Origin of the sequence: Streptomyces sp. NPDC046862 (assembly GCF_040704615.1) — a bacterium.
GTDB lineage: Bacteria > Actinomycetota > Actinomycetes > Streptomycetales > Streptomycetaceae > Streptomyces.
This window is the reverse complement of sequence record NZ_JBEYXP010000101.1, coordinates 1-22,695: the sequence shown is the minus strand read 5'-3', so window position 1 is coordinate 22,695 and position 22,695 is coordinate 1. Positions and strand designations below refer to the sequence as shown.

The window sequence follows — 22,695 nt, the reverse complement described above, 5'->3', positions numbered from 1 at the left end:
GACATCCGCATCACCGAGGCCGCGAGCGGCACGGTCGCCCTGCGCGCCGAGAAGGGCGACATCTCCATCGGCGCCGCCCGCGGAGTCTCAGCAGCCCTGGACGCCGGCACCACCTACGGCCGGATCCACAACACGCTCAAGAACACCGACGGCGCCGACGCCGGCCTCACCATCCACGCGACCACCGCCTACGGCGACATCACCGCCCGCAGCCACTGACCACCCAATCCTCCGGAAGGACGCCGCCATGAAGTCGCCGCTCTCAAAGAAGTCCGAGGTGGCGACTTTGGCCGGCCCCGGCAGAGTCGCCTCCTTCATCCGGTTCGTGATCTTCGGTGGCGGCGTCGGTGTCCTGTGCAGCTTCGCGGTGCCGCTGTTAGCCATGGCCATGCCCTGGGTGGCCTCGAACGCGATCATCACTGTCGTCTCCACCCTGCTGTGCACCGAACTCCACGCCCGCTTCACCTTCGGCAAAGGGCGCGGCGCCGGCTGGCGAGAGCACTGGCAGTCCGCGGGCTCGGCTACCGCCGCCTACCTGGCGACCAGCCTCGCCGTATGGATCCTGCATCTGGTGCAGTCCTCCCCCGGCATGATCTCCGAGTACATCGTCTATCTCGGCGCATCCGGCCTCGCCGGCACGGGCCGCTTCCTCGTCCTGCGCCTCTACGTCTTCGCTGCCCGCCCCGACCGGCCCGCACGACCGCTGACGCGGCTGGGGACGGTGGCCGCCCCCGTCGTCGTAGCGGCACAGGAGGTCGTTCAGATGTACTCCACCGCCGCGTCGAGCAGCCAGTCCGCCAGGTTCAGCACGCCGCGCTGCGAGAACAGGATCGGGGAGTCGAGCTTCTCCGCCAGTCCCTCCCACAGTCTGAGGGCGTGCTCGTAGATGCCGGCGCTCTCGTCCCACAGGTAGTTGGAGCGGATGATAATGGTGCTGCGGGCCATTTTGCCGCCCGCGAGCCAGCCCTTCTCCAGCACGGCCACGTTGGTGATGCCGTGGTTCTTCGCCAGGTAGTGGGCGGTGGCGAGGCCTTGTCCGCCGCCCCGACGATCACGACGTCGTACGACCGCTTCGGCTCGGGAGTACGCCACAGCCAGTCGGGGGCTCGGGGAGTTCGGCGCCGGGAGTGCGGGGGCTCATCGGACGTCTCCGTCTTCTGAAAGGCGCGGATACAGCGGGGACTTGGGGACCGGCGCGTTCATACGGCGTTCGCGCTCTTCTCGGCGGCCTCGACGACGTTGGCGAGGAGCATCGCCCGCGTCATGGGTCCTACGCCCCCGGGCATCGGCGCGAGCCATCCGGCGACCTGGGCGGCGTCCGGATGCACATCGCCGACCAGCCCCTCGTCGGTGCGGGTGATGCCGACGTCCAGGACCGCCGCGCCGGGGCGCAGCATGTCCTTGGTGATCAGTCCGGGCGAGCCGGCGGCCGCGACGACGATGTCCGCCTCGCGTATGTGCCAGGCCAGGCCCTTGGTGCCGGTGTGGCACAGGGTCACGGTGGCGTTCTCGGAGCGGCGGGTCAGCAGCAGGCCGATGGGACGGCCGACCGTGATGCCCCGGCCGATCACGCACACCCGGGCTCCGGCGAGCGGCACCTCGTACCGGCGCAGGAGTTCCACGATGCCACGCGGGGTGCACGGCAGCGGGGCCTCCTCGCCGAGGACGAGCCGGCCGAGGTTGACGGGGTGCAGGCCGTCGGCGTCCTTGGCCGGGTCCATGCGTTCCAGTACGGCGCCCGCGTCCAGGTGGCGCGGGAGCGGGAGCTGGACGATGTAACCGGTGCAGGCAGGGTCGGCGTTGAGTTCGTCGATGACCTCCTCGACCTGCTGCTGGGTGGCGTCGGCGGGCAGTTCGCGGCGCAGGGACGCGATGCCCACCTGCGCGCAGTCGCGGTGCTTGCCCGCGACGTAGGCGTGGCTGCCCGGGTCTTCGCCGACCAGGACGGTGCCCAGGCCCGGCGGGCGGCCGCCTTCGGCGGTCAACTTGGCCACGCGTTCGGCGAGTTCACGGCGGATGTCGGCTGCGGTCGCCTTGCCGTCGAGCAGCTGTGCGTTCACCGGCAGTGCTCCTTTCCCTTCAAGTCGATCCTGCGCGCCGGGCACGGCGGCGGGTCATGGTCGGGTCGAACAGGGGTTCCTCGGTGACGACCGCCTCGACTCTCTGGTCGAAGTGGCGGATGGGCATGGTGACGCCGGGGGTGGCGAGTTCGGCGGGGAGTCAGGCGTGGGCGACGCGTTGCCGGTTCCTTGCTCCTGACGACGGCCTGCGGGTCGTCGGTGTCGGAAAACAGTGCCTGAGACCGGGTCGTACCTCCACGTACATCGCTACCCGGCGGTTGACATCCAACTGATATACAAGTGGCCTGTCAAGGGTCGCCGATCCTCCTGCCCTGCTCGCCGCTCGAGTGATTTCGACGGATTGACCCTTGACCATCGATCGGCTGTCACATAGCGTGCCTACAACTGGTATATCAATTGAGTGTCACCGGGAGGTCGTCATGGCAGAGGTCCCACCCCAGGCGAAATGCGTCGTGATCGGATCCGGCATCGTCGGCAACAGCCTGGTCCATCACCTGGCCCGGCTTGGCTGGCGCGACATCGTGCAGCTCGACAAGGGCCCGCTGCCCAACCCCGGTGGCTCGACCGGTCACGCCTCCAACTTCATCTTCCCCGTCGACCACTCCCGCGAGATCACCGATCTGACGCTGGACTCGGTGCGGCAGTACAAGGAGCTGGGCGTCTTCACCGAGTCCGGCGGCTTCGAGATCGCGCGCACCGAGGAGCGCATGGAGGAGCTGCGGCGCCGGATGTCCAGCGCCAAGGCCTGGGGCATCGAGTCGCAGCTGGTCTCTCCCGCCTTCGTCAAGGAGAAGGTGCCGTTCATCGAGGAAGACCAGTTCATCGGCGCCTTCTGGACCCCGAGCGTCGGCGTCGTCGACTCCCTGCGCGCCGGCACGATCATGCGCGACGGCGCCATCGCCGGCGGTGCGCTGACGAGCGTGCCCAACGTCGAGGTGCTCGGCCTGGACGTCGAGGACGGGCGGATCCGCCGAGTGCGCACGAACAAGGGCGACATCGAGGCCGAGTACGTCGTGATCGCCTGTGGCGTGTGGAGCCCGAAGATCGGCGACATGGCCGGCGTCAGCATCCCGCTGACCCCCGCCGTCCACCAGATGATCTCCGTCGGCCCCTGCCCGCAGCTGTCCGGGCTGCCCGGCGAGATCAACTTCCCGATCGTCCGGGACATGGACACCTTCTGCTACGAGCGCCAGCACGGTGCGGACATGGAGGTGGGGTCCTACGCCCACCGGGCGATCCTGCACGAGCCGGAGGACATCCCGAGCATCGAGCAGTCCAAGCTCAGCCCCACCGAGATGCCGTTCACCTCCGACGACTTCGACACGCAGCTGGAGCAGGCCTACGAGCTGATGCCCGAGCTGCTGGGTGCCGAGGGCGCGGAGATGCGGTACGCGATCAACGGCCTGCTGTCGCTGACCTGCGACGGCAACCCGATCCTCGGTGAGAGCCATGTCAAGGGCCTCTGGACGGCGTCCGCCGTGTGGATCAAGGAGGGTCCGGGCGTCGGCCGCGCGGTCGCGGAGTGGATGGTCCAGGGCCACAGCGAGATCGACATCTCGCACTGCGACATCGCCCGGTTCTACCCCCACCAGATGCGCCGCGAGCACACCCGACTGCGCACCACCGAGTCGTTCATCAAGACCTACGGGATCGTCCACCCCGCCGAGCAGTACGAGTCCGACCGCGGGCAGCGGCTCTCCCCGATGCACGAATCGGAGAAGAAGCTCGGTGCGGTCTTCTACGAGGCAGTCGGCTGGGAGCGGCCGCAGTGGTACGACTCCAACGCCGACCTCCTCGAGGTGTACGGCGACCGCGTGATGCCGCGCGCGCACGAGTGGGACGCGCGCTGGTGGAGCCCGATCGTCAACGCCGAGCACCTGCGGATGCGCGAATCCGCGGGCGTCATCGACCTGACCGCCTTCGCGATCTTCGACATCACCGGTCCCGGCGCGCTGGCCGCCGTACAGCGCACCTGTGTAGCGCAGTGCGACGTGCCGGTCGGCAAGGTGATCTACACCCCGGTGCTCGACCGCAAGGGCGGGTTCCGCTCCGACCTCACCGTGATGCGCCTGGGTGAGGACCACTACCGGGTCGTCACCGGCGGCGCGCACGGCATGGCTGACAAGAAGTGGTTCGCCGATCAGCTCGGCGACGACGCGTCCCTGGTGGACCTCACCGACCAGGTCTCCACGATCGGGCTGTGGGGCCCGAAGGCCCGCGACATCCTGTCGCAGCTGACCGACGCCGACGTGTCCCACGGGGGCTTCGGCTTCCTCAGCTGCCGCGAGATCGATGTCGACGGCATCACCGTACTGGCCTCCCGGATCTCCTACGTCGGCGAGCTCGGCTGGGAGCTGTACGTCCCCTTCGACCAGGCCGCCGCGGTGTGGGACAAGCTGCTCGCGACGGGTGCGCCCTTGGGCGCCCGCCCGGTCGGTATCGGCGTCTACGTGACCACGGGCCGGATCGAGAAGGCCTACCGGGCCTTCGGCCTCGAACTCGACGGCGAGCGCTCCATCGTCGAGGCCGGCATGCAGCGGCCGAAGGTGAAGGGTGCCGACTTCATCGGCAAGGAGGCCTACCTGGCGCAGCGCGCCGGTGAGCCCGCGACCGTGCTGTGCACGCTGGCCGTGGACGACCACACGTCGGCGTCCGGGGTGAAGCGGTACATGCTCGGTGGCGAGCCGATCCTGACCCGCTCCGGCGAGACGCTCGTCGACGGGCACGGGCACCACCCGTACGTCACCACCGCCGGCTCGGCCCCCTCGCTGGGCAAGCACCTGCTGCTGGCCTACCTGCCGGTCGAGCAGGCGCGGATCGGCAATGAGCTCGCGGTCTCCTACATGGAGGAGCTCTACCCCGTGACCGTGATCGGCAACGACGCCACGCCCCCCTTCGACCCGGACAACGAGCGGATCCGCTGATGACGATGCCGTCGGTGGCCGGCACCGTCGAGACCACGAGAGGTGAACGATGACAAACGTATTGGTCTGCATCAAGCGGGTCCCTGACTCCTCCGGTGAGGTCCTGCTCACCGACGACAAGCAGGGCGTCGACGGAAGGTACGTCGGCTTCACCGTGAGCAACCACGAGAGCTGTGCGGTCGAACTGGCGGTCCAGACCGTCGAGGCGACCGGCGGTACGGTCACGCTGCTCACGGTCGGCCCGTCCGAGGCCACCGAGCAGCTGCGGGACACGCTGGCGCTCGGCTGCCACGCCGCCGTACTGGTGGAGGCGGAGCCGACCCGGCTCGGACCGGCCGACGTGGCCCGGGAGATCGCCCACGTCGTGCGTGAGAAGGAGGCCGCGGGCACGACGTACGACCTGATCCTGCTCGGCAACGACGCTGCCGACAGCGGCGACTTCCAGGTGGGCATCCGGCTGGCCCACGCGCTGGGCCGGCCGGTGGTCAACGGCGTGTCGACGGTCGAGGTGGCCGACGGCCACCTGACCGCCCGCGGTGACGGCCCCGGCGGTGAGGAGACGTACTCGCCGCCGCTGCCCGCGGTCGTCACCGTGCTCGAGGGCGGGGTGGAGCCGCGCTATCCGACGCTGAGGGGCCGAATGGCGGCCAAGAAGGTCGAGATCGAGACCCGGACCCCGTCGGCCGAGCCCGCCGGAGCCAGTCGGGTGCAACTGCTGCTGCCCCCGCCGGCACCCTCGACGGTCGAGGTGCTGGGCGAGGGGCCGGAGGCGGCCGGCGCGGTCGCCGACCTGTTCGGAAAGCTGGGGGTGACCCGATGATTCTGGTACTGGTCGAGACCGAGAACGGCGCCGCGAGCGAGATCTCGCTGGAGACCCTCGCCTTCGCCCGGTCGCTGTCGGCCGAGGGCGGTGGCATCGCCATCCGCGCGGTCGTGGTCGGCGAGGTCGAGAACCGCGACGCGCTGGCAGCCGAGCTCGGCACCCACGGCGCGGCCGAGGTGCACCACGCGGTGGGCGAAGCCTTCACGTCGTACGCCGGGGCCGCCTGGGCGGCGGCACTGCAGGCGATCCGTGAGTCGACCCGCTCCGTCGTGGTCACCGCCGCGGGCTCGCCCCGGGGCAACGAGGTGCTGGCGCATCTGGCCGCGCGGCTCGATGTGCCCATGGCCGCCAACGCGACCGCGTTCCAAGGCCTGGCGCCGTTCGTGGTGACCCGGCAGGTGGTCGGCGGAGCGGCCCTGGAGGAGATGAAGCTCGACCAGCGGCCCGCGGTCTTCACCGTCGCCGGCCACTCGTGGGCCATGTCGCCGGTGGAGGGCGCGTCGCCCGCCGCCTGGGTGGAGGTGACCCCGGAGGTGGCCGAGTCCGACCTCCTGGCGCGGGTCGTGTCGACCGGCACCAAGGAAGTCGACCACTCCGGCTCGCTGAAGTCCGCCAAGGTCGTCGTGGGTGCCGGGCGCGGGGCGGGTGGTGTGGACGGCTTCGGCGCGGTCGCCGAGCTCGCCGAGCTGCTCGGCGGCGTGGTCGGCGTGTCCCGGGTGGTCACCTCGCTGGGCTGGCGCCCCCACCACGAGCAGGTCGGCCAGACCGGCTCCCGGATCAGCCCGGACCTGTACATCCCCTGCGGGATCTCCGGTGCCATCCAGCACTGGGCCGGCTGCGCGTCGTCGAAGACGATCCTCGCGATCAACACCGATCCCGAGGCGCCGATGATGACCAAGGCGAACTACTCCGTCGTGGGCGACATGCACGAGGTCCTCCCCGCGATCATCGAAGAGCTCAAGTCGCGCGGGGTCACCAGGTAAGGCGCGTGGCCGACGGCTGCTGAGTGACTCGCCGCAGCGGGAACCGAGGATCTCGCTGACACTACGAGGCAGCTGATCGCCCTGAGCGAGGCTGCGGCGCCTGCAAAGGAGCCGCAGCCTCCTCCGCTCTGTCACCACGGGAGGACCGGATCCGCGCCCAACGCGCAGTTGTGCCGGCCGACGCAGCTGCTCATGCGGGTCGCCGAGACCGCCGTCGGCGACACCCGGCGACACCTGGCGGCACCTGGCGTAACCTGCGCCACGAGCTGGACCGCATGTACCTGGTCACCCTGGCCGCCCCCGGTGGGCGGGTCGCGCAGCGCTCCGTCACGACCCCCAGCCAGAGACCATCCTTGAGGAGCCCCTGATGCAGACCTTCGCCCTGGTGGCGTCGCTGGCGCTCACGCTGGCCGCCCTGTTCGTCCTGGTCCCCGCTGTTCGGAGCATGCTCCGGGTGATCCGGATGGGCCAGCCCGCGAACCCGAGCCGCACCGACGATCCGGTCGCCCGTACGGTCACCATGCTCAAGGAGACCGTGCTGCACACCCGGATGCTCCAGTGGACCTGGGTCGGCATCATGCACTGGTTCGTGTTCGCCGCGTTCCTCTTCCTGAGCACCGCGGTGGCGGGCGCGTACTTCCAGCTGTTCGACCCCGAGTGGGCGTGGCCGATCGTGGGCCACTGGTACCCCTTCGAGTGGTTCAGCGAGTTCATCGGCGCGCTGAGCACGGTCGGCATCGTCTGGCTGATCGTCTACCGCCAGAAGCACCACCCCCGCAGCGAGGGCCGCACGAGCCGGTTCTTCGGCTCGACGTTCTGGCAGGCCTACTTCGTGGAGTACCTGGCCCTGCTCGAGGGTGCGGCGATCCTGTTCATCCGGGGCGCGGAATACCGCCTCGTTGACCCCGAGCACGCGACCCGCGCGCACTTCCCTCTCTCCTCCTGGATCGGCGAAGCGCTCTACCCCGTCGGCCAGAGCGCCAACGAGAACCTCGTCCACTTCATCGCGTTCTTCAAGATCGCGCTGGCGATGGTCTGGCTGATCGTCATCGCCCGCAACCTGACCATGGGCATCGCCTGGCACCGGTTCACCGCCTGGTTCAACATCTGGTTCAAGCGCGAGTCCTCGGGCCGTACGGCGCTGGGCGAGGTCAAGCCGCTCGCCGTCGGCGGCAAGGCAATCACCCTGGAAGACGTCGAGGACCTCGACGAGGACGTCGCGCTCGGCGTCGGGAAGATCGAGGACTTCTCCTGGAAGGGCCTCCTCGACTTCACCACCTGCACCGAGTGCGGTCGCTGCCAGTCGCAGTGTCCGGCCTGGAACACCCAGAAGCCGCTCTCGCCGAAGCTGCTGATGAAGGGCCTGCGCGAGCACACCTACCTCAAGGCCGCCGGTCAGGCCGGACACGCCGAGCGGGCGCTGATCGGCAAGGGCGACGCGGATGCGGAGTTCTACAACCCCGAGGGCGGCGACTTCGTCGTCGACGCGGACGTGCTCTGGTCGTGCACGACGTGTGGCGCCTGCGTCGAGCAGTGCCCGGTCGACATCGAGCATGTCGACCACATCGTCGACATGCGCCGCTACCAGGTACTGATCGAGTCGGACTTCCCCGCCGAGCTCAACCAGGTATTCAAGGGCCTTGAGAACAGGGGCAACCCCTGGAACATGGCGTCGAATGCGCGCATGGACTGGGCCAAGGGCCTGCCGTTCGAGGTCAAGGAGGTCGGCAAGGACCTGGAGTCGCTGGAGTCGGTCGACTGGCTGTTCTGGGTCGGCTGCGCCGGCGCCTACGAGGACCGGGCCAAGAAGACCACCCGCGCGGTCGCCGAGCTGCTCCACATGGCCGGTGTCTCCTTCGGCGTACTCGGAAACCGCGAGACCTGCACCGGCGACTCGGCCCGCCGCTCCGGCAACGAGTTCGTCTACCAGGCTCTGGCCCAGGAGAACGTCGAGACCTTCAAGGAGTTCAAGGTCAAGAAGGTCGTCGCGACCTGCGCCCACTGCTTCAACACACTGAAGAACGAGTACAAGGCCTTCGGCATCGAGCTCGAGGTCGTCCACCACACCCAACTGCTCAACCGGCTCGTGCGCGACGGCAAGCTGACGCCGGTCGCCTCCGAGCCCGGCACGAACACGCGGTCGATCACTTACCACGACCCGTGCTACCTCGGTCGGCACAACCAGGTCTACAGCCCGCCGCGCGAGCTGCTGTCGGCGCTGCCGGGCGCTTCGTACGTCGAGATGGAGCGCAACTCGGAGCGATCCTTCTGCTGCGGGGCCGGCGGCGCCCGGATGTGGATGGAGGAGAGCCTCGGAGAGCGGATCAACATGAACCGCAGCACGGAGGCCGTCGGCACCGGTGCCGACCAGATCGTGGTCGGCTGCCCGTTCTGCCGGGTGATGATCTCCGACGGAGTCACGGCGCTCCAGGCCAAGTCCGAGGCGCGCGAGGAGGTCGAGGTCCTCGATGTCGCACAGATGCTGCTCGCCTCGGTCAAGGCCGGTGAGACCGCGGCCCAGGCCGGGAAGACACCCGCCCAGGCTCCCGCGGCCGCTCCAGCCTCCGCGGCTGTCCAGGACGCCCCTCCCGCTTCCCCTGGCCCTGGTCCTGCCGAGCCCGCCGCCTCCGGGTCGTCGTTGTTCGCCGAGGCACCCGCGAAGCCGGTCGCCGGTGGATCGCTGTTCGATGAGCCCACAACCGAGCCCACCGCTCCAGCCACCTCCACCGGCTCACTCTTCGACCAACCCACAACCCAGCCGGCCCCGCCGAACGCCACGGGCGGCTCACTCTTCGACGAAGCACCCGCCGAACCCACACCCTCCACCGGATCACTGTTCGACGAGCCCACAACCGAGCCCACCACTCCAGCCACCTCCACCGGCTCACTCTTCGACCAACCCACAACCCAGCCGGCCCCGCCGAACGCCACGGGCGGCTCACTCTTCGACGAAGCACCCGCCGAACCCACACCCTCCACCGGATCACTGTTCGACGAGCCCACAACCGAGCCCACCACTCCAGCCACCTCCACCGGCTCACTCTTCGACCAACCCACACCCGAGCCGACTCCTGCGGCGCCGGCCGCCTCGGGAGGGTCGCTCTTCGATGTCCCGGCCGACGAGGCACCGGTGGCCGGGACAACCGGAACGCCGGAGCCGACCGCCGAAGCCACCGCGCAGCCCGCGCCGTCAGGCTCCCTCTTCGACATCGAGGAAGAGCCAGTGACACAGCCCGAGCCGCAGGCCGAGCTTGCGCCCGAGCCCGAGCCCGAGCAGCACGAGGCCTCGCAGAAGCCGAAGGGCCTCTTCGACATCTGAACGGCTCCGGCCCGACGAACGACTGCCCCCGTGCCGGATTCCTGAGTTCTAGTGGACCTTGCAAGTCCAGGGGGCGGTCGCCGTCCGCTGCCCGAGCGGGAGGCACATCTCCAGCTCACGCAGCAGGGCTACAGCAGCAGAGAGGCCTGCCCGATCGTCGGCGTCAACGTGCGGACCGGCAAGCGGTGGCGCGATGGCCGGCACTCTCCGCCGACGGGGAAGCCGAAGCCTCCCATCGTTGTGGAGGCTCCGGCTTCCGAGCCGTCGCGGTACTTGCGCGAGGCCGACCGCATCCACATCGCCGAACGGCTCCGGGAGAACGCCTCATCCGGCAGACAGCTGTCGAGCGGGCCGCAGCCCGTCCACCATCAGCCGCGAGATACGGCGCAACGCAACGGAGCGATGTGGCGGGGCAGTCGGTGGACCCATCGGCCACACGCCGCCCAACGCCGCGCCGAGCAGCGCCGCCCGCGCCCCAAGCCGGGCGGGATCGGGCAGAACCCGGAGCCGCGGAACTCATCCAGCACCACCTCTCACCACGCTGGAGCCCCGAGCAGGTCCGCCCGGCTGTTCGGACCCGTTTTCCCGGCCGGCCGGAGATGCACGTGGTCCACGAGACGATCTACCAGGCCCTCTACGTCCGGGGCCGCGGTGAACCGCGCCGCGAACCGACCCGCGCCCTGCGCACCGGACGAGCGTTGCGCCGGCCGTACCGGCAGTCCTACAAGCGCCAGGCCCGCGCGATCAGGGACATTGTGGTGACCAGCGAGCGGCCCGTCAAAGCCACCGGCCGGGCCGTCCCCGGGCGCGGGGAGGGCGACCTCATCATCGGTAAGGCGTTCACCCTCGCCACCGACATCCCGGTCTTCTTCCGCGATCCAGCCAGTCCTCGGCAGCGCGGCTCGAACGAGAACACCAGCGGCCCGCTGCGGCAATACTTCCCGAGGAGCACCGACCTGTCCCGGCACAGCTGGGAGCACCTGGACGCCGTGGCCGCCGAGCTCAACAGCCGCCCACACAGAACGCTCGGCTGGGAAACCCCAGCCGAGCGCCTCGCTGAGCTCCTGACAACAGCCAATTGGTCACCTGTGTGACAACGACCCCTTACCGGCGAGCTCGCAGGCGGTCAGAGCACGCCGCGGATCTCACGGGCAAAGCCGGCGATGTGCTCGCGGGTGAGGAGCTCGGCGCGGTCGTCGTCGCCGTCAGCGACGGCGTCGAGCAGGTCCGCGTGCTCGATGACGTGGTGTGCAAGGTCAGGGAGCCGATCGATGACCAGGCACCAGATGCGGGTGGCCAGGTTGTCGTAGCGGATCAGCACGTCCTCGAGGTGTGGATTGCCGGCCGCTTTGTAGATGAGCCGGTGCAACGACATGTCCGTGCGCATCATTGCGGTGCGATCACCGCGAGTGCTCTCGGCGCTCCTCACCTCATCGGCCTTGGCTCGCAGCGCGTCGCGCATGGCGCTACCGGCGTGGACGGCGGCCCGCCGTGCCGCGAACGGCATGAGTTGCTCGCGGATGTCGGAGATCGCGCCGAGCTCGGTCACGTCAATGGTGGTGGCGAATGTGCCCCGGCGGGGGTAGGACACCACGAGATGGTCGGTCTCGAGTCGCTTGAGCGCCTCGCGAACGGGCGTGCGTCCCACGCCGAGCTCCGAAGCGAGCTGGCTGTCGTTGATCGGCTCGCCGGGCCGGATGTCGAGCATGACCAATCGATCCTGAAGGCGCTCGTAGGCCAGGTCGGCCAATGACATCGGCGCCGAGTCAGTCACGGGGGAGAACTCGGGGATGCTCATTTTCAGCCGCCTTTTCCTTCGCACCGGATCGCCGACATCAGCGCCCTACCTACCTCTGACATACTTCAAATATATCAGAACGGTCGGCAGGCGACCCGGACGTGATCGCGCCGGAGGGCTTTCGCGCCCGCGCGTGTGCCGCACACGGCGACCCGACCGTACCGCAGTGATCCGTGACGTCGGAGAACAGTCCGGAGACACGCCCCGAACACGGCAATGCCCGGTGAGTGACGCACACAGGTGCGCACCACCCACCGGGCCTGTTCGATCGGCCTTGCGACCCCGACTACTACTTCAGCCAGGCGTCGACCTTGTCCTTGTTGGCCTCGACCCACTTCTTCGCCGCGGCGTCGTCCGACATCTTGTCCTGGGCTATGTACTTGGCGACCTCGTTCTGGTCGTCGTTCGTCCAGTTGAAGTTCTTCACCAGTTTGTACGCCGGGCTCCCCGACTTGGCGAACTTCGCGCTGACGATCTTGTTCAGGTCGTACACGGGGTAGTCGCAGGCGACCTTCGCCGCGTCCGCGTCGCAACCCGCCTTGTACTCAGGCAGGGCGACCTTCTTCAGCGGGACCTCGGACAGGAACCACTGCGGCTCGTAGAAGTAGCCGATGACCCACTTCTTGTTCTTCTCGGCGTCCCGGAAGGACTGGATGAGCGCGGTCTCACTGCCCGCGTACACCACCTTGAAGTTGAGCTTCAGGTTCTTCACCAGCGCCTCGTCATTGGTGACGTAGGACGGGTCGCCGTCCAGGAGCTGGCCCTTGCCGCCCGACTCGGAGGTCTTGAAGTTGGAGGCGTACTTGTCGAGGTTCTTCCAATCGAGGATGTCGGGGTGCGCCTTGGCCAGCCACGGCGGCACGTACCAGCCGATGACGCCCTTGTTGCCGGTCGGGCCGGCATCGACGGCGGTCTTCTGCTGGTCGATGTACTTCTTCTTGAGGTCGTCGTGGCCCCAGTTCTCCAGAACGGCGTCCACTTCGCCGGTTCCGAAGCCCTGCCAGGCGATCTCCTCCTTGAGGTTCTTCTTGGTGACCTTGCAGCCGAGGTTGTGCTGGGCCACGTACGCGACGACCGCCGCGTCGGCCTCGTATCCCACCCACGGGTTGATCGCGAGGTTGAACGTGCCGCATTTGCCGGAGTCGCCCGCGCTGTCCGAACCCGAAGAGTTGTCGCCGACCTTCGCCCCGCCGCAGGCGGTGAGAGTGAGGCCGAGGACGGCCAGGCCGGCCGCGCCGACTCGCCAGTGTCTTGCCATGGTGTTCTTACTCCTTATGCGCTTGCGCGTCGCGCCGCTGCCTGAGTGATCCGGTCGAACATGACTCCGAGAAGGACGATGGCCAGCCCCGCGGCAAGCCCCTTCCCGAACAGTTGTCCCTGCGAGAATCCGGCCACGACGTCGTAGCCGAGGGCGCCGGCGCCTACCAGGCCGCCCACAACAACCATCGACAGCACGTAGATCAGGCCCTGGTTGGTCGCGAGGGTCAGGGCACTGCGTGACATCGGCAGTTGAACCTTGGTGATGATCTGCCACGTGTTGCACCCGGCGGAGGTAGCCGCTTCCACGGTGGCCTCGGGCACCGCCCGGATCCCATCCGCGATGATCTTCATGGCGACGGGCGCCCCGTAGACGATCGCGGCGACGATGGCCGTGAAGCGGGTGGCGCCGAACAGCGCCAGGAACGGCACGAGATAGACGAACGGGGGCATGACCTGGGCCGCGTCCAGGGTTGGCCGGATCAGCCGGTCCACGAGCATGCTGCGGCCCATCCACACCCCGAAGACGATGCCGAGCATCATCACCAGCACCGTCGCGACCAGCGTCGAGGCCATCGTCGTCATGGCGTCCGACCACACGCCGGTGCCGATCAGCAGACCCACGCAGACGGCCGTGGTGATGCCGGCCCGCCAGCCGCCGAGTACCACGCCCAGCGCGATCAGCACCGCACCGACGAGCCACCACGGGGAGTCGGTGAGCAGCGTCTGGAACGGATTGAGCAGGCCGTTGGTGATGACGTCGCGGATGGCGTTGGTGAGGCCCGCCAGATTGTCCTGCGCCCAGTTGGTCGCGGTGTCCGCCGCGCTCGCGATGTGGCTGCCGACGGTGCCCTCGCCGGGGAAGTCGGCCGCCCACACGTAGGTGTGCGACATGTAGATCAGGACCGCCGTGACCACGGCGCCGGCACCCAGCAGTTGCCGCCGCCACTTCAGGAAACGGTTCTGGGAACGCCGCGCGGTCTCCTCGCGTGCCGCTGCCGCGGTGGTCACCCGGTCCAGGACGATCGCCATGATCACGATGGCGAGACCCGCGTTGAAGGCCGTGCCGACATCGAGCGACTGCAGCGCCTGGATGACGATCGCGCCGAGGCCGGGCGCGTTGATCAGGGCCGCGATGGTCACCATGGCCAGGGCGGCCATGATGGTCTGGTTGACACCCATCACCACGGTCCGCTTGGACATCGGCAGCAGAACCTTCAGCAGCGACTGGCGCCTCGTGGCGCCCAGTGAGTCGGCCGCCTCGACCGTCGTCGCCGGCACGTTCCGGATGGCGTGCGCGGTGATCCGGATCGCCGGCGGAGCGGCATAGATCACGGTGGCGATGGTGGCGGACGCACCGCCGATGAGGAAGAACAGGGTCAGCGGTGCCAGATAGACGAAGGTCGGCATCGTCTGCATGAAGTCCAGGAACGGCGTCATGATCCGGTTGAACCGGTCCGACAGCCCCGACCACACTCCGAGCGGGATCGCGAACAGCAGCGCCACCAGCACCGCGGAGAGGGTGAGGGACAGCGTGTCCATGCTCTCCTGCCACAGACCCTGCAGTCCGAAGAAGGTGAACCCGGCCACGGCCAGCAGCGCGACCCGCCAGTTGCCCACGGCCCAGGAGACGTAGCCCGCGATGCCGACTACGCCCAGCCAGCCGATCTGCGGGACCGGGCGGGCGCCGGAGGGCTGGGAGATCAGCTCCTGGATGAAGGTCACCAGGTTGTCGATGACCAGCCGGATCTCGTTGAAGAAGTACAGGAAGAGCGGGTTGGAGTTGCGGTTCGCCCCGATGGAGTCGTTGACGTCGTTGATCCACTCGTGCAGATCGGTGAGGTCGGCCGCCGCCAGGGACAGGGTCTGCTTTCCTCGCAGTACGGCGAAGAGCACCAGCCAGACGACCAGGATCGCGGCGACGACCATGCCCCGGCTGAGCTTGCGGGCGGCCGCGGCGGGCGCTGTCGGTTCCTCGGTCTCTCTCTTCTCCGGTTTCTCTATCGCAACGGTCATCGCCCGTCGCCTTCCTGCCCGGCGACCACCGCGAGGATCTCCTCGTCGCCGACGATGCCGAGCAGCTTGCCGTCCTGGACGACCTTGACCGGCTTGTCGGCCGCCAGCACCGCCCGAGTGGCTTCCCGCACCACCACGTCGGGCCCCAGCTCGGGTCCGTCCAGTGCGTCTTCCTCGGTCGCGGGGCGCATGATCCAGCGCAGGGTCAGTACGTCGCCGCGGGGCACGTCCTTCACGAATTCGCGTACGTAGTCGTCGGCCGGAGCGCCGACCAGCTCGTCGCCGGTGCCGCACTGGACCATCTTGCCGTCGCGCATGATCAGGATGCGGTCACCGAGCTTGAGCGCCTCGGAGAGGTCGTGGGTGATGAACACCATCGTCTTGCCGACCTCGTGGTGCAGGCGGATGACCTCGTTCTGCATGTCGCGGCGGATCAGCGGGTCGAGCGCTGAGAACGGCTCGTCGAAGAAGAGCACGTCCGGGTCGCCGGCCAGGGCCCGGGCAAGGCCGACGCGCTGCTGCATACCGCCGGAGAGCTGGTCGGGATAGGAGTTCTCATAGCCGGCGAGGCCGACCAGTTCGACGACCTCCATCGCGCGCTTGATGCGATCGGCCTTGCCCATGCCGCGGATCTCCAGCCCGAAGGCCACGTTGTCGACGACGCGGCGATGGGGCAGCAGTCCGAAGTGCTGGAAGACCATGGAGAACTTGCTGCGTCTGAGTTCGCGCAGTCGACGGGCGTCCGCGCCGCGGATGTCCTGGCCCTCGAAGACCACCTCACCGGAGGTGGGTTCTATCAACCGGGTCAGACATCGCACCAGCGTGGACTTGCCGGAGCCGGACAGGCCCATGACGACGAAGACCTCGCCGGGCGAGACCTCGAAGTTCACGTCGCGTACGGCGGCCGTGCAGCCGGTGCGGTCCATGAGCTCGCGGCGGGTGAGCCCGCACAGCTCCTCGGATTCCGGAACCTGCTCGGCCTTCGGCCCGAACACCTTCCACAGCCTGCGTACGGAGACGACCGGGGGGCGGTCCTGAAGTGTGTCGCGCCGCTGCGACACATCGGTCTGTGTGGTCACGATCGACCTCTTTCGGCATTCAGCCGCGGAACCAGCGCTGCGGCCGGGGATGGATGTTCTGCCAGATGTGCTTTGGCTCTCGGTACTCGTTCAGGCCGGTCGGTCCCAGCTCCCGGCCCACGCCCGAGTGTCCGAAGCCACCCCATTCCGCTTGCGGCACATAGGGGTGGTAGTCATTGATCCACACAGTGCCGTGGCGCAGCCGCTGGGCGACCCGCTGGGCCTTTCCGGCGTCCTGCGTCCAGACGGCTCCGGCGAGTCCGTACTCGGTGTCGTTGGCGATGCGTACGGCGTCGTCCTCGTCGGTGAAGCGCTCGACGGTGAGCACGGGGCCGAAGGACTCCTCGTGCACCACGCGCATGTCCTGCCGGCACTCGTCGAGGACGGTCGGGGGGTAGTAGTAGCCCTTCGCCAGAGCCGGGTCGGCGGGGCGTTCGCCGCCGCAGCGCAGTACCGCGCCCTCGGCGAGGCCGGCGGCGACGTACGCCTCGACCTTCTCCCGGTGCTGGGCGGAGATCAGCGCGCCGGTCTCGGCGTCGAGGTCGAAGGGGCCGCCGAGGCGGATCTGCCGGGCACGGCGGACGACCTCGTCGACGAAGCGGTCGTGGAGCGAGTCCTCGACGATCAACCGGGCACCGGCCGAACAGACCTGCCCGGAGTGGAGGAAGACGGCCGTGAGGGCGAAGTCCACGGCTGTCTCGAAGTCGGCGTCCGCGAAGACGACGTTGGGGTTCTTGCCGCCGAGCTCCAGTGCCACCTTCTTCACGGTCGAGGCGGCGGTCGCCATGATACGGCGGCCGGTGTCGAGACCTCCCGTGAAGGAGATCATGTCGACGGCCGGGTCCTCGGAGAGCGGGGCGCCCACCTCGGGTCCGGTCCCCAGGACGAGATTGGCGACGCCCGCCGGGAGGCCGGCCTCCTCGAGCGCCTTCATCAGCAGGATCGAGGTGGACGGGGTGAGCTCACTCGGCTTGAGGACGATCGTGTTGCCTGCGAGGAGTGCGGGCGCGACCTTCCAGGACGCCTGGAGCAGGGGGTAGTTCCAGGGGGTGATCAGCCCGCACACGCCGACCGGTTCGTGGACGACGCGGCTGACGGCGTCGTCACGGCCGGTGTCGATCACGCGTCCGGCGTCGGTTCCGCCGAGCCCTCCGTAGTATCGGAAGCAGGAGACGATGTCGGCGATGTCGTACTCGCTCTCCACCATCCGCTTGCCCGTGTCCAGCGATTCGGCGCGGGCGAACACCATGGCGTCGCGCTCGATGAGATCGGCTGTGCGCAGCAGCAGCGCACCGCGCTCCCGCTCGGGGGTGCGCGGCCAGGGCCCCTCGTCGAAGGCCCGGCGGGCCGCGGCGATCGCCGCCTCGGTGTCGGGACGTGTCCCTTCCGATACGGTCGCTACGAGGGCGCCGTCAGCGGGACAGCGGATCCCTCGAAGGCCTCCGGCCAGCGGGTCCCGCCATTCACCGTCCACGTAAAGGTCTGCCACGCGCCAAGCCCTTCAGCCGGTGTGTGTTGCGCATTGTGCATCAGATTGCTTGTGGTGGAACACCCTGGCGAATGTGCAGACACTCGTCAAGAGGTTGGCGGATGACGATTTCGCAAGGGGCTCCATAGCCCTTCTCTCTTGACCAAGGGCCACCCCTGGCCGGAGCATGTTGCGCATCGCTCACCGAGTTGTGCAATACGCACCGACGGAGGCCATCCATGTCACCCCGACCACAACCTGGCCGTGAGTACGTTCTCACCCTTTCCTGTCCCGACAGCGCGGGCCTTGTGCACGCCGTGAGCGGATTCCTGGTCAGGAACTCCGGCAACATCCTGGAGAGCCAGCAGTTCGATGATCGACTCCAGGGCCGATTCTTCATGAGGGTCCACTTCGACGTTTCTGATCCAGCCTCGGACCTGAAAAATCTGCGTTCCCGATTCGGTCCCGTCGCCGAGACCCACGGGATCTCCTGGACGCTGCGTGCCGCATCCACCCCGACCCGGACGCTCATCATGGTGTCCAAGTTCGGCCACTGCCTGAACGACCTGCTGTTCCGCTGGCGCTCCGGGGCCCTCAACATCGAGATCCCGGCGATCGTCTCCAACCACCAGGACTTCGAGGGGCTCGCGGAGTCCTACGGTGTGCCGTTCCACCACATCCCGGTCACAAAGGACGCCAAGCCCGAGGCCGAGGCACGGCTGGTGGAGCTGACACGCGAGCTGGACATCGACCTTGTCGTGCTGGCCCGCTACATGCAGGTCCTCTCCGACGACCTGTGCAAGCAGCTCGAGGGACGCGCCATCAACATCCACCACTCCTTCCTGCCCAGCTTCAAGGGCGCCCGCCCCTACGTGCAGGCCTACGACCGCGGGGTGAAGCTCGTCGGCGCGACGGCGCACTATGTGACGTCGGACCTGGACGAGGGACAGATCATCGAGCAGGACGTGGTCAGGGTGGACCACTCGCTCGACCCCGGCCAGCTGGTCACGGTCGGCCGGGACGTGGAGGCACAGGTGCTGGCGCACGCCGTGAAGTGGCACAGCGAGAGCCGGGTGATGGTGGACGGGAACCGCACGGTGGTGTTCCGCTGAGCCGCACGTGATCGAGGGGCGGGCTGGATCTTCAGCCCGCCCCTCCCCCGTATACGGCCGCTCAGCCTCCGAGCCGGTCCAGCAGCGCCCGGCGCCACCTCTCCGTCTCGGCGATCTGGTTGAAGGTGAACAGGTGCAGGCCCGCCACGCCGGCCGAAGCCGCCGTCAGGGTCTGCTCGCTCCGCTCAAGCAGTCTCTGCGGTGAGTAGCCGCCCGGCGCCGCGAAGCGCAGGAACCACGACGCGTGCTTGGTCAGGAAACGCGTCGACTCGCCCACCCCGATCTTCGCCGCCATCGAGAGCAGCTTCGCCCTCTGCACGGGACCCGCGACACCCACGTACACGGGCAGTGCGACGTCCCTCCGCCGTATCCGGGCGATCCACTCCCCCAGCACACGCGGGTCGAAGCAGAGATTGCTCACGATGTACGTGGCGTGCTCTCGCTTGTCCCACATCGCCTGGATGGTGACGTCGTCGTGGATGAGCGGATGGCTCTCGGGATAGCCGGTGACGCCGACGTGGGCGAAGGGTCTGCCCAGGTCGCTCAACCCGCGCAGCACCGGCAGCGAACCGTCGTAGGTCCCGGCCGGCGGGTCGGCGTCGCCCGCCGGCACGAAGACGTCGTCCACGCCCGCCTCGAGCAGCCGGGCCGCGACCTCCTTCAGGTGCGCGTCGTCCCGCAGCAGCCGTGCGGGCACGTGGGGGACGACGCGGTAGCCGTGGGCGGTGAGCCGGGAGGTGAGGTCGAGGGTCGGCTCCAGGCCCTTGACCGGCGACGCCGTCACGGTGACGACGACGTCGCGCGGGACATGGGCGAGGACCTTGTCCTCGGTGGCCTTCGCGGGCAGCACCTCGTAGCGGACGCTGCTCAGCAGCGCCCCGAGTCCTGCCGTGCCCAACGCCTAGTCCGCCTGCTTCTGGGCGTCACGGTGGCGGTAGTACACCGCCTTCGACGGCGCGAGCGGCTCCTTGCCGAGGATCAGGTCGGCGGCCTTCTCGGCGACCATCATCACCGGTGCGTAGATGTTGCCGTTGGTGACGTAGGGCATGACGGAGGCGTCCACCACGCGCAGGCCGTCCACACCGTGCACCCGCATGCTGGCCGGGTCGACGACGGACATCTCGTCGGTGCCCATCTTGCAGGTGCAGGAGGGGTGCAGGGCGGTCTCGCCGTCCTTGGCGACCCAGGCGAGGATCTCCTCGTCCGTCTCCACCGACGGGCCGGGCGAGATCTCGCCGTCGTTGTAGGGGGCGAGCGCGGGCTGGTTGAGGAGCTGGCGGGCGACGCGGATCGATTCGACCCACTCGCGGCGGTCCTGCTCGGTCGAGAGGTAGTTGAAGCGCAGTTCCGGGTGCTCGCGCGGATCCTTGCTCTTGATCTTGACCGAGCCGATGGCGTCGGAGTACATGGGGCCGACGTGGACCTGGTAGCCATGGCCGCCGGAGGGCACGGAGCCGTCGTAGCGGACCGCGATGGGCAGGAAGTGGAACATCAGGTTGGGATAGTCCACGTCCTCGTTGCTGCGGGCGAAGCCGCCGGCCTCGAAGTGGTTGGTCGCGGCCGGGCCCTTCCGGAACAGCCACTGGAGCCCGATGAAGGGGGCACGCCACTTCGCCAGGTACGGCTGCATGGAGACGGGCTGCTTGCAGGCGTACTGGATGTACACCTCCAGGTGGTCCTGCATGTTCTCGCCGACGCCCGGGAGGTCGTGGACGACGTCGATGCCGAGCGCGCTCAGCTCCTCGGCGTTGCCGACGCCGGAGAGCTGCAGCAGCTGTGGGGAGTTGATGGCGCCGCCGCACAGGATGACTTCCCTGGCGCGGACCTGCTGGGGCGCGCCTCGACCGCGCTGGTACTCGACGCCCACGGCCCGCTTGCCCTCGAAGAGCACGCGTGTGACGAAGGCACGGGTCGTGATCGTGAGGTTGGGCCGCTTCCTCACGGGCTTGAGGTACGCCTTCGAGGCCGACAGCCGACGTCCGCGGTGGACGTTTCGGTCGAATGCGGCAAAACCTTCCTGTCTATAGCCGTTGACGTCGTCCGTGGGCGCGTAGCCCGCCTCCTCGGTGGCCTTGAGGAAGGCACCGAACAACGGGTTGGAGGCAGGGCCGCGTTCGAGCACGAGTGGGCCGTCATGACCGCGGAACTCGTCGTCGGGGTCGGCCGCGAGGCAGTTCTCCATCCGCTGGAAGTACGGCAGACAGTGCGCGTAGTCCCAGCTCTCCATGCCGGGGTCGGCGGCCCAGCGCTCGTAGTCCATGGCGTTGCCGCGCTGGAAGATCATGCCGTTGATGCTGCTGGAACCACCCAACACCTTGCCCCGCGCGTGATAAACGCGCCTGCCGCCCATGTGGGGCTCGGGCTCCGACTCGTACTTCCAGTCGTAGAACCGGCTGCCGATCGGGTAGGTCAGCGCCGCGGGCATGTGAATGAACACGTCCCACGGGTAGTCGGACCGGCCGGCCTCCAGAACCAGTACCCGGTTCGCCGGGTCGGCGGAGAGCCTGTTCGCCAGTGCACAGCCGGCTGATCCGCCGCCGACGATGACGAAGTCGTATTGCAGGGGAGCCATGGTGCCTCGTCTCGCTCGCGCCAGAGATATGCGACGCATGCTAGTCCAGTAGCGCTATACGCACCAGGTTGCGGGAGGCGCAACTTGCGAGGTCCTCGCTCGACACCGTTACTTGCACTAGCGTTGTTTACTGCGCGTATAGTTTCGTTGTGAGCAACTACTATCCTGAGCCCCAAACGTCCAACTCCCAGGCCGGCGGAGTCCAGTCGGTCGACCGCGCCATCAGCGTCCTGGAGATACTGGCCCACCGTGGCGAGGCGGGTGTCAGCGAGGTTGCGGCCGAAATCGATGTTCACAAGTCCACGGCTTTCCGACTGCTCGGCGCCCTGGAGGCGCGCGGCCTGGTGGAGCAGGCGGGCGAGCGCGGCAAGTACCGCCTCGGCTTTGGCATCGTACGCCTGGCCGGTGCGGTGACCGGACGCATCGACATCACGCAGCAGGGCCGCCCGGTCTGCGAGAACCTGGCCGAGGAGCTCGGCGAGACCGTCAACATCGCCGTGCTGCAGGAGCACTACGCGGTCAACCTCTACCAGGTGCGCGGCCCCGGGGCCGTCACCGCGCAGAACTGGGTCGGCCAGCTGACCCCGTTGCACGCCACCTCCAGCGGCAAGATCCTGCTGGCCCATCTGCCCAGCAAGGAACGTGCCGCGCTGATCGCCGAGGTCGGCCTGAAGAAGGTCACCGCGCACACCATCACCGCGAAGACGAAGCTCGAGAAGAACCTCTCCGAGATCCGGGAAGCCGGTTACGCCTGGGCCCGGGAGGAGTTGGAGCTCGGCCTCCACGCCATGGCCGCCCCCATCCGCAACCGGGACGGAAAGGTCGTCGCGGCGCTGAGCGCCTCCGGGCCCTCGTACCGGCTCACCGAGGAGCGCCTGCACGAGCTCGCTCCGGTGCTGCTCAAGGGCGCGGAGGAGATCAGCCACCGGATGGGTTATCTGGGCTGAGCGGCCCGTGGACGGTACCGGGCCTCGCCGGGGCCGCTCAGTGCGGCTGCCGCGTGCCCAGGCGCTCGTTGACCCAGTCGTGGAAGGCACCGATGTGGTGCTCGCTGGGCACCAGCACGCCCCCCTTGCTGTACATCCGGGAGTTCATGCCTGGCTGTGTGCGTTCGCAGGCGTCGAAGTCCTGCCGGTTGACCCGGTCGAAGAGCTCGACGGACCGGCTGACGTCCTTGCCGCTGTCGACGACGTGCGGGAGGTAGAGCCAGTCGCACTCGACGACCGTGCGGTCGACGGCCATCGGGTACATGCGGTGGAAGAT

Annotated in this window: 16 protein-coding genes and 3 pseudogenes; 9 read left to right on the top strand and 10 right to left on the bottom strand. The window is 68.5% G+C overall.

The genetic code is table 11. The features are described 5' to 3' along the window. Nucleotides 1–219: pseudogene (locus AB0959_RS51840) on the top strand (hypothetical protein); the annotation flags it as partial. Nucleotides 220–247: 28 nt separating this feature from the next. Beyond that, nucleotides 248–886 (top strand): GtrA family protein, encoded by a 639-nt coding sequence (locus AB0959_RS51835; RefSeq protein WP_366834005.1) that lies wholly within the window; start codon nucleotides 248–250, stop codon nucleotides 884–886. On the opposite strand, the pseudogene AB0959_RS51830 reads toward AB0959_RS51835, so the two are convergent. Both AB0959_RS51830 and AB0959_RS51825 read right to left on the bottom strand, forming a co-directional pair. After that, a pseudogene (locus AB0959_RS51830) lies at nucleotides 799–1,141 on the bottom strand (FAD-dependent oxidoreductase); the annotation flags it as partial. The gene AB0959_RS51835 and the pseudogene AB0959_RS51830 overlap by 88 nt on opposite strands. Before the next feature lie 58 nt (nucleotides 1,142–1,199). Then, nucleotides 1,200–2,060: a bifunctional methylenetetrahydrofolate dehydrogenase/methenyltetrahydrofolate cyclohydrolase gene (locus AB0959_RS51825; RefSeq protein ID WP_366834004.1), complete on the bottom strand. Its 861-nt coding sequence runs from the start codon at nucleotides 2,058–2,060 to the stop codon at nucleotides 1,200–1,202. Between the two features lie 440 nt (nucleotides 2,061–2,500). On the opposite strand from AB0959_RS51825, the gene AB0959_RS51820 reads away from it, so the two are divergent. The 5 genes and pseudogenes from AB0959_RS51820 (at nucleotide 2,501) to AB0959_RS51800 (ending at nucleotide 11,224) form a co-directional block, all read left to right on the top strand. Beyond that, nucleotides 2,501–5,005, top strand: coding sequence for an FAD-dependent oxidoreductase (locus AB0959_RS51820; protein WP_366834003.1), 2,505 nt, complete (start codon nucleotides 2,501–2,503; stop codon nucleotides 5,003–5,005). Between the two features lie 49 nt (nucleotides 5,006–5,054). After that, nucleotides 5,055–5,825 (top strand): hypothetical protein, encoded by a 771-nt coding sequence (locus AB0959_RS51815; protein ID WP_366834002.1) that lies wholly within the window; start codon nucleotides 5,055–5,057, stop codon nucleotides 5,823–5,825. Next, the gene (locus AB0959_RS51810; RefSeq protein ID WP_366834001.1) at nucleotides 5,822–6,811 is read left to right on the top strand and encodes an electron transfer flavoprotein subunit alpha/FixB family protein; all 990 of its coding nucleotides are present in this window, start codon (nucleotides 5,822–5,824) and stop codon (nucleotides 6,809–6,811) included. The genes AB0959_RS51815 and AB0959_RS51810 overlap by 4 nt, the downstream gene beginning before the upstream one ends. A gap of 367 nt (nucleotides 6,812–7,178) precedes the next feature. Next, on the top strand, nucleotides 7,179–10,130 hold the full coding sequence (locus AB0959_RS51805) for a heterodisulfide reductase-related iron-sulfur binding cluster (RefSeq protein ID WP_366834000.1): 2,952 nt from the start codon (nucleotides 7,179–7,181) through the stop codon (nucleotides 10,128–10,130). 51 nt (nucleotides 10,131–10,181) lie between these two features. Continuing rightward, a pseudogene (locus AB0959_RS51800) lies at nucleotides 10,182–11,224 on the top strand (helix-turn-helix domain-containing protein). Between the two features lie 32 nt (nucleotides 11,225–11,256). On the opposite strand, the gene AB0959_RS51795 reads toward AB0959_RS51800, so the two are convergent. The 5 genes from AB0959_RS51795 to AB0959_RS51775 form a co-directional block, all read right to left on the bottom strand. After that, nucleotides 11,257–11,928: a GntR family transcriptional regulator gene (locus AB0959_RS51795; RefSeq protein WP_366833999.1), complete on the bottom strand. Its 672-nt coding sequence runs from the start codon at nucleotides 11,926–11,928 to the stop codon at nucleotides 11,257–11,259. A gap of 289 nt (nucleotides 11,929–12,217) precedes the next feature. Continuing rightward, entirely contained in the window at nucleotides 12,218–13,186 is a 969-nt protein-coding gene (locus AB0959_RS51790; RefSeq protein WP_366833998.1) for an ABC transporter substrate-binding protein, read from the bottom strand. A 14-nt stretch (nucleotides 13,187–13,200) separates the two neighbouring features. Then, a complete protein-coding gene (locus AB0959_RS51785; RefSeq protein WP_366833996.1) occupies nucleotides 13,201–15,201 on the bottom strand; it encodes an ABC transporter permease subunit in 2,001 nt (666 codons plus the stop codon). Then, nucleotides 15,198–16,283 carry a glycine betaine/L-proline ABC transporter ATP-binding protein gene (locus AB0959_RS51780; RefSeq protein ID WP_366834006.1) on the bottom strand — a complete coding sequence of 362 codons (1,086 nt, stop codon included), beginning with the start codon at nucleotides 16,281–16,283 and terminating at the stop codon, nucleotides 15,198–15,200. Before AB0959_RS51780 ends, AB0959_RS51785 begins: the two co-directional genes overlap by 4 nt. 16 nt (nucleotides 16,284–16,299) lie before the next feature. Further along, nucleotides 16,300–17,769 carry an aldehyde dehydrogenase family protein gene (locus tag AB0959_RS51775; protein WP_366833995.1) on the bottom strand — a complete coding sequence of 490 codons (1,470 nt, stop codon included), beginning with the start codon at nucleotides 17,767–17,769 and terminating at the stop codon, nucleotides 16,300–16,302. A 218-nt stretch (nucleotides 17,770–17,987) separates the two neighbouring features. On the opposite strand from AB0959_RS51775, the gene purU reads away from it, so the two are divergent. Continuing rightward, the gene (gene purU / locus AB0959_RS51770; protein WP_366833994.1) at nucleotides 17,988–18,860 is read left to right on the top strand and encodes a formyltetrahydrofolate deformylase; all 873 of its coding nucleotides are present in this window, start codon (nucleotides 17,988–17,990) and stop codon (nucleotides 18,858–18,860) included. A 61-nt stretch (nucleotides 18,861–18,921) separates the two neighbouring features. Here the strand turns inward: purU and AB0959_RS51765 are convergent, their stop codons facing one another. Further along, nucleotides 18,922–19,758, bottom strand: coding sequence for a 5,10-methylenetetrahydrofolate reductase (locus AB0959_RS51765; protein WP_366833993.1), 837 nt, complete (start codon nucleotides 19,756–19,758; stop codon nucleotides 18,922–18,924). A gap of 3 nt (nucleotides 19,759–19,761) precedes the next feature. After that, nucleotides 19,762–21,432 carry a choline dehydrogenase gene (gene betA, locus AB0959_RS51760; protein WP_366833992.1) on the bottom strand — a complete coding sequence of 557 codons (1,671 nt, stop codon included), beginning with the start codon at nucleotides 21,430–21,432 and terminating at the stop codon, nucleotides 19,762–19,764. A 149-nt stretch (nucleotides 21,433–21,581) separates the two neighbouring features. Here betA and AB0959_RS51755 point away from each other — a divergent pair, with 149 nt between their 5' ends. Next, a complete protein-coding gene (locus AB0959_RS51755; RefSeq protein ID WP_366833991.1) occupies nucleotides 21,582–22,379 on the top strand; it encodes an IclR family transcriptional regulator in 798 nt (265 codons plus the stop codon). Nucleotides 22,380–22,416: 37 nt separating this feature from the next. Here the strand turns inward: AB0959_RS51755 and AB0959_RS51750 are convergent. After that, nucleotides 22,417–22,695, bottom strand: a 279-nt coding sequence (locus tag AB0959_RS51750; protein WP_366833990.1) for an SRPBCC family protein, incomplete at its 5' end; no start/stop codon positions are given.